Genomic DNA, 5,800 nt, shown 5'->3' on the forward strand with positions numbered 1-5,800 from the left:
TTCGCGACATCTCCCCCTCAAGGGGGGAGATTAAAGGGACATATCGCCCCCCGCCGCAAGCGGGACAACCGACCGACAAGCCGAAGGGCATGCCATGTCAGCCATCAGCGAATACCGAAAGGACGGCCGGGCCGTAAGCCGGCTTGACAAGCTCGGCATCATCGTCGCGGCGATTGCGCTGGTGGCGCTCTTCCTTCAGCCCTTCGCGCTGTTTCGCGCGAACCGTATCGTGGCGGCGGAGAATATCATGGTCTGGTCGGCGATGCCGCTCTGGCAGGCCGTCGCCCTTGTCGCCGCCATGCTTGCCGCCATTGCCGTCATCCTGTTCAAGACGCCGGTCAATCTGAGGCTCGGCGTCTCCGTCGCGGCCATCGCTGTTCTGGCCCTGATGGTCGGCCGCGCGGGCTATTTCCTGATGCCGGAAGACAATCCGTATGCCCGTGTCTCGCCCGGCGCGAGCTTCTGGATCCTGCTCTTTGCCTTCTCGATCGCCATGGCCGATGCGATCGTGCGCAAGGCCTTGCCGCCGATGATGCGGATCGCGTTTCTGGTCATCGCTTCCTTCGCCATCGGGCTTCTGCTCTGGTCCGGCGCCTGGAACGACCTTTCGATCCTGAAGGAATACAACAACCGCGCTTCCGCCTTCTGGCGCGAAGGCCGCACCCATGTGGAGCTGGCCTTCGGTTCGCTGGCGGCAGCCTCGATTGCCGGCATCCCGATCGGGATCCTGTGCTTTCGCGTGCCGAAGGTGCGCGCCACCATTCTCAACAGCCTCAACGTGCTGCAGACCATTCCGTCGATCGCGCTGTTCGGCCTGCTGATCGCGCCGCTCGCCTGGATCGGCCGCAATGTGCCGGGCGCGGCCGAACTCGGCATTGCCGGCATCGGCTTTGCCCCGGCCATTGTGGCGCTCTTTGCCTATTCGCTGCTGCCGGTCGTTTCCAACACGGTCGCCGGCCTTGACAGCGTGCCGCGCGATGCCCGCGAGGCCGCCCGCGGCATGGGCATGACCGGCCGCCAGCGGCTTTTCCAGGTGGAGCTGCCGCTGGCCTTTCCCGTCATCCTCACCGGCATCCGCATCGTGCTGGTGCAGAATATCGGCCTTGCGGTGATTGCCGGGCTGATCGGCGGCGGCGGATACGGCACATTCGTCTTTCAGGGCATCGCCCAGACGGCAACCGACCTCGTGCTCCTGGGCGCGCTGCCGGTCGTCGGCATGGCCTTTGCCGCGGCCATCATTCTCGATGCGCTTGTCGAAATCAGCCAGACAAAATCCAAAAACGGGAGCCGGGCATGATCGAGATCGAGGGAATCACCAAGGTCTACGGCGACTACAATGCCGTCGACAATGTCTCGCTCCAAGTCGAGCGCGGCGAACTGGCGGCGATCGTCGGCACGTCCGGTTCCGGCAAGACCACGCTGATGCGGATGATCAACCGTCTCGTGGAGCCGACTTCGGGCACGATCCGCATCGACGGGCGCGACAACCGCGAACTGCCGGACTACGAGCTTCGCCGCGGCATCGGCTATGCCATTCAGGGCCACGGCCTGTTTCCCCACCGCACGGTGGCGGAGAATATCGCCACCGTGCCGAAGCTTCTCGGCTGGGACAGGAAGCGGCGCAATGCCCGCGTCGATGAATTGCTCGAACTGTTCCACCTGGAGCCGGAAGCCTTTCGCGATCGCATGCCGCACGAGCTTTCCGGCGGCCAGCAGCAGCGTATCGGCGTTGCCCGGGCGCTCGCCGCCGAACCTGCCGTGTTGCTGATGGACGAACCCTTCGGCGCGCTCGACCCGATCATCCGCGCCAAGGCGCAGGAAGACCTGATCGACATCCAGAAGAAATTCTCCACCACGGTCGTGCTCGTCACTCACGATATGGACGAGGCGATTCTCCTCGGCCACAAGATCGCGGTCATGCATGAGGGAAAGCTCGAGCAATATGCGCCGGCCGCCGAAATCATCGCCGATCCGGCGAGCGCCTTCGTCAACGAACTGCTCGGCACCGGCGACAAGGCCTTCCGCATGCTCTCGCTGGAGGCTTGCGCAAACCTCGTCGAGCAGGGCCCGGCCGAGGGCGAAGCGATCCCCGCTTCGGCAAGCCTGAAGGACGCGCTGGCCGCCGCACTTTGGTCCGGCCGTGACGCGCTGCCGGTCGAGCGTGACGGCAAGGTGATCGGCCGCGTCACCCGCGATGCCCTGATCCGCCGCGCCGCGGGACCGGCATCATGAGGGCTTCGGTAATCATCCGTCTGGCGCTTCTCGTGCTGCTGATCGCCTTCATCAGCTTCCCGGAAGCCTTCGCGCCGGTGTTCCGCCCGTTCACGCAGAACGGCGCGCCGGCGATCTATACCCAGACCAGCCTGCTCTCCCTGACGCTGAGCCACCTCGCCATTGTCGGCGTGGCGACGGTTGCGGCGACGCTCTTTTCCGTCGGTCTTGCCATCATCGTCACACGGCCCTTCGGCGTCGAGTTCCTGCCGCTGTCGCGCTCGATCGCCAATATCGGCCAGACCTTTCCGCCGGTCGCCGTGCTGGCGCTTGCCGTGCCGATGTTCGGCTTCGGCCCGATCCCGACGCTGATCGCGCTCTTTCTCTATGGCCTTCTGCCGATCTTCGAAAACGCGCTGACGGGGCTGACCAACCTGCCGGGCAATGTCTCGGAGGCCGCGCGCGGGGTTGGCATGACCGGCACGCAGCGCCTGATGCAGGTCGAGTTTCCGCTGGCCTTTCCCGTCATTCTCGCCGGCATCCGCCTTTCGGTCGTCATCTCGCTGGCGACGGCGACGATCGGCTCGACGGTTGCCGCCAAGACGCTCGGGGAGGTGATCATCGCCGGGCTGTTGTCGAACAACACCGCTTTCGTTCTGCAAGGCGGCCTCGTGGTCGGGGTTCTGGCGCTCCTCATTCACGACGGTTTCGTGATGTTCGAGCGGGCAACCGCGCGGCGCACCGGCCGCTTCTACTAGGAGACATCAAATGTCGGATTTCGATCTCGTTCTGAAAGGCACGCTGGTGCTTTCCGATCGGGTGGTCAGGGGCGGCTACGTCGCCGTCCGAGACGGGCTGATCGCCGCCATCGGCCAGGGCATCGCCCCCACCGCCCGCGAGCGCCATGATCTCGGCGACGCCCTGATCCTGCCAGGCGCCATCGACGCGCAGGTGCATTCACTGAGTCAGAAGGACCAGGAGGATTTCATCTGGTCGACGCGCTCGGCCGCCGGCGGCGGCGTCACCACCATCATCGACATGCCCTATGACGAGGGCAATGTGGTGAATTCGGCCGAAGCAGTCAAAAAGAAGATCGCCCACGCTTCGCCGCAGGCGCGCGTCGATTTCGCGCTCTATGGCACAGTTGATCCCGCTGAAGGCGCCGCCCGCATCGCCGAGCAGGTAGACGCCGGGGTTGCCGCTTTCAAGTTTTCCACCTTCGGCACCCATCCAACCCGTTTTCCCCGCATCCCCGCTGCGCTTCTGGAAGAATGCTTTGCAGCGATCGCGCCCACCGGCCTTGCCGCCGGCGTTCACAATGAAGACGATGAATTCGTCAACGCCGCAATCGCGAAGGTCAAGGCCTCCGGCGTCACCGATTACCGCGCCCACGGCCTGTCGCGCCCGCCGTTGACCGAGCTGCTCGCCATGCACCAGATCTACGAGACCGGGGCGGCAACCGGCTGCCCGGCCCATGTGGTGCACTGCTCGCTTGGCCGCGGCTACGAAATCGCCGCCGGTTATCGGGCTGAGGGCCACAATGCCACGGTCGAATGCTGCATTCATTATCTGACGCTGGACGAGGAAAATGATGTGAAGCGGCTTGGCGGCAAGGCCAAGATCAACCCGCCGGTGCGTCCGCGGGCCGAGGTCGAAAAACTCTGGCGTCATGTCGCTTCAGGCAATGTCACGCTGGTGTCCACCGATCATGTGAGCTGGTCGGAGGACCGCAAGACCAATCCCGAGATGCTGGCGAATGCCTCGGGCGTTCCGGGGCTTGAGGTGATGATGCCGCTCTTCATCAAGGGCGCGCTCGAGCATGGCGTGCCGCTCTTCTGGGCTGCAAGGCTGATGGCGGCAAACCCGGCGAAGCATTTCCGTATCGACCATTTAAAAGGCGCGCTTGAGATCGGCAAGCACGCCGATATTGCCGTGCTGGAACCGGGCGATTTCGTCTATGACGCGGGCGAAAGCGGCAATAATGTCGTCGGCTGGTCACCCTATAACGGCATGCGGCTGCCCTACAGGGTGACGGCGACATGGCTGCGCGGAAAACAGGTCTTTGACGGAAAGGCCGTCGCCGAGCCCGGCACGGGCGCTTTCGTGCGCCCCGAGGCGAGCCTGCCGCTTCGGGAGATGATCCGATGAGCCGCAATCTCGCTGTTTCTCCGGCGCGCATCGCCGCCGATATCGACGCGCTGGCCGCGATCACCGACCCGAACCGGCCGTGGACGCGCCGTGCCTTCTCGCCGCTCTTTCTCGAAGGCCGTGCCTATCTTGAAAACGCGTTTCGCGCCGCAGGTCTTGAAACCCGGATCGATGCGGCGGGTAATCTGGTCGGCGCGCGCAAGGGCAGGACGCCCGGCATCGGCACGATCATGCTCGGCTCGCATTCCGACACCGTCCCGGATGGAGGGCGTTTCGACGGGGTCGCGGGCGTTGTCGTCGCGCTCGAAGTGGCGCGCGGTCTTGAGGAGGCGGGCATAGAACTCGAACACGATCTGGAAGTGACGGACTTTCTGGCCGAGGAAGTCTCGATCTTCGGCGTCTCCTGCATCGGGTCGCGCGGCATGGCCGGTGTTCGCCCGGATGAATGGCTTGACCGCAGGGCTGAAGGCATGACGCTGGCGGAGAGTATCGAAAAGGTCGGCGGCAGGCCGGCGCTGCAAGCCGCCCGCGACGACGTCCGCGCCTTTCTCGAACTGCATATCGAGCAGGGGCCGGTGCTGGAAGGCGAGAAGTTGGACATCGGCGTCGTCACCGCTATCGCCGGCATCACCCGCGTCGAGATCATCGTCGAGGGCCGGGCAGACCATGCCGGCACCACGCCGATGAACCGCCGTGCCGATGCGCTCGCCGCCGCTGCCCATGCGGTGCTCGCTGTCGAAACCCTTGCCGGCGCGCTTGCGGCGACGCCCGGCCATTTTGCCGCGACCGCCGGCGAATTCGAGATGTGGCCAAACGCCGCCAACGTCGTGCCGTCCAGGGTGCGCATGCTGCTCGATATCCGCTCGGAACACCGCGACGATCTCGGTGATTTCCTGACATCGCTTGAAGCGGTTCTTGAAGGCATCGCGCGGGACAATGGCGTCAACATCGCGCCGCCGCGCCTCGTCTCCGACAATCCGGCCATGCCGATGGATGACCTGGTGATGGATGCGCTTGATGCGGCCTGCCAAACGACCGGCGCCGGCCATCGCCGCATGGCATCGGGTGCCGGCCACGACGCCGCCTTCATGGCGCGCATTGCCAGGGCCGGCATGGTGTTCATCCCCTGCCGGGACGGGCGTTCTCATGCGCCGGAAGAATTCGCGGAAAACGCCGATATCGCGCTCGGAGCCGAGGTGCTGCTTCAAGCGGTGAAGCGGCTCGACACACAACTGATGGAGCAATGAGATGGGCCGTATCCTGACGACCAAAGATGTGGAGCCCGCCGTCAAGGGCGGCTCGGTTTATGCCGCCGGCGGCGGCGGATGGGCCGATCACGGCCGCATGCTCGGTTATGCCGCCGTCAATGTCGGCAAGCCCGAGCTGGTCTCGGTGGAGGAGCTTGCCGACGAGAACTGGGTGGCGACCGCCGCCGCCATCG

5 protein-coding genes and 1 pseudogene are annotated in these 5,800 nt (G+C 65.1%); all 6 read left to right on the top strand.

The window, feature by feature from the left end; translation table 11 throughout:
* The first annotated feature begins 94 nt into the window (after nt 1–94).
* A complete protein-coding gene (locus tag AC5DC2_RS18035; RefSeq protein WP_491699473.1) occupies nt 95–1,297 on the top strand; it encodes an ABC transporter permease in 1,203 nt (400 codons plus the stop codon).
* Nucleotides 1,294–2,232 carry an ABC transporter ATP-binding protein gene (locus AC5DC2_RS18040; protein ID WP_491699474.1) on the top strand — a complete coding sequence of 313 codons (939 nt, stop codon included), beginning with the start codon at nt 1,294–1,296 and terminating at the stop codon, nt 2,230–2,232. Before AC5DC2_RS18035 ends, AC5DC2_RS18040 begins: the two co-directional genes overlap by 4 nt.
* Nucleotides 2,229–2,969 (top strand): ABC transporter permease, encoded by a 741-nt coding sequence (locus AC5DC2_RS18045; RefSeq protein WP_024707610.1) that lies wholly within the window; start codon nt 2,229–2,231, stop codon nt 2,967–2,969. The genes AC5DC2_RS18040 and AC5DC2_RS18045 overlap by 4 nt, the downstream gene beginning before the upstream one ends.
* Nucleotides 2,970–2,979: 10 nt before the next feature.
* Entirely contained in the window at nt 2,980–4,359 is a 1,380-nt protein-coding gene (ertD, locus tag AC5DC2_RS18050) for a hydantoin-5-propionate amidohydrolase (RefSeq protein ID WP_491699475.1), read from the top strand.
* Nucleotides 4,356–5,606 carry a Zn-dependent hydrolase gene (locus AC5DC2_RS18055; protein WP_491699476.1) on the top strand — a complete coding sequence of 417 codons (1,251 nt, stop codon included), beginning with the start codon at nt 4,356–4,358 and terminating at the stop codon, nt 5,604–5,606. Before ertD ends, AC5DC2_RS18055 begins: the two co-directional genes overlap by 4 nt.
* Nucleotide 5,607: 1 nt before the next feature.
* Nucleotides 5,608–5,800 (top strand): annotated as a pseudogene (locus AC5DC2_RS18060) (DUF917 domain-containing protein); the annotation flags it as partial.

Source organism: Martelella sp. (genome assembly GCF_984369615.1).

Excerpts from the sequence above, each read along its gene's own strand:
- AC5DC2_RS18035 (WP_491699473.1), top strand. The coding sequence starts at position 95 with ATGTCAGCCATCAGCGAATACCGAAAGGACGGCCGGGCCGTAAGCCGG.
- AC5DC2_RS18040 (WP_491699474.1), top strand. The coding sequence starts at position 1,294 with ATGATCGAGATCGAGGGAATCACCAAGGTCTACGGCGACTACAATGCC.
- AC5DC2_RS18045 (WP_024707610.1), top strand. The coding sequence starts at position 2,229 with ATGAGGGCTTCGGTAATCATCCGTCTGGCGCTTCTCGTGCTGCTGATC.
- ertD (WP_491699475.1), top strand. The coding sequence starts at position 2,980 with ATGTCGGATTTCGATCTCGTTCTGAAAGGCACGCTGGTGCTTTCCGAT.
- AC5DC2_RS18055 (WP_491699476.1), top strand. The coding sequence starts at position 4,356 with ATGAGCCGCAATCTCGCTGTTTCTCCGGCGCGCATCGCCGCCGATATC.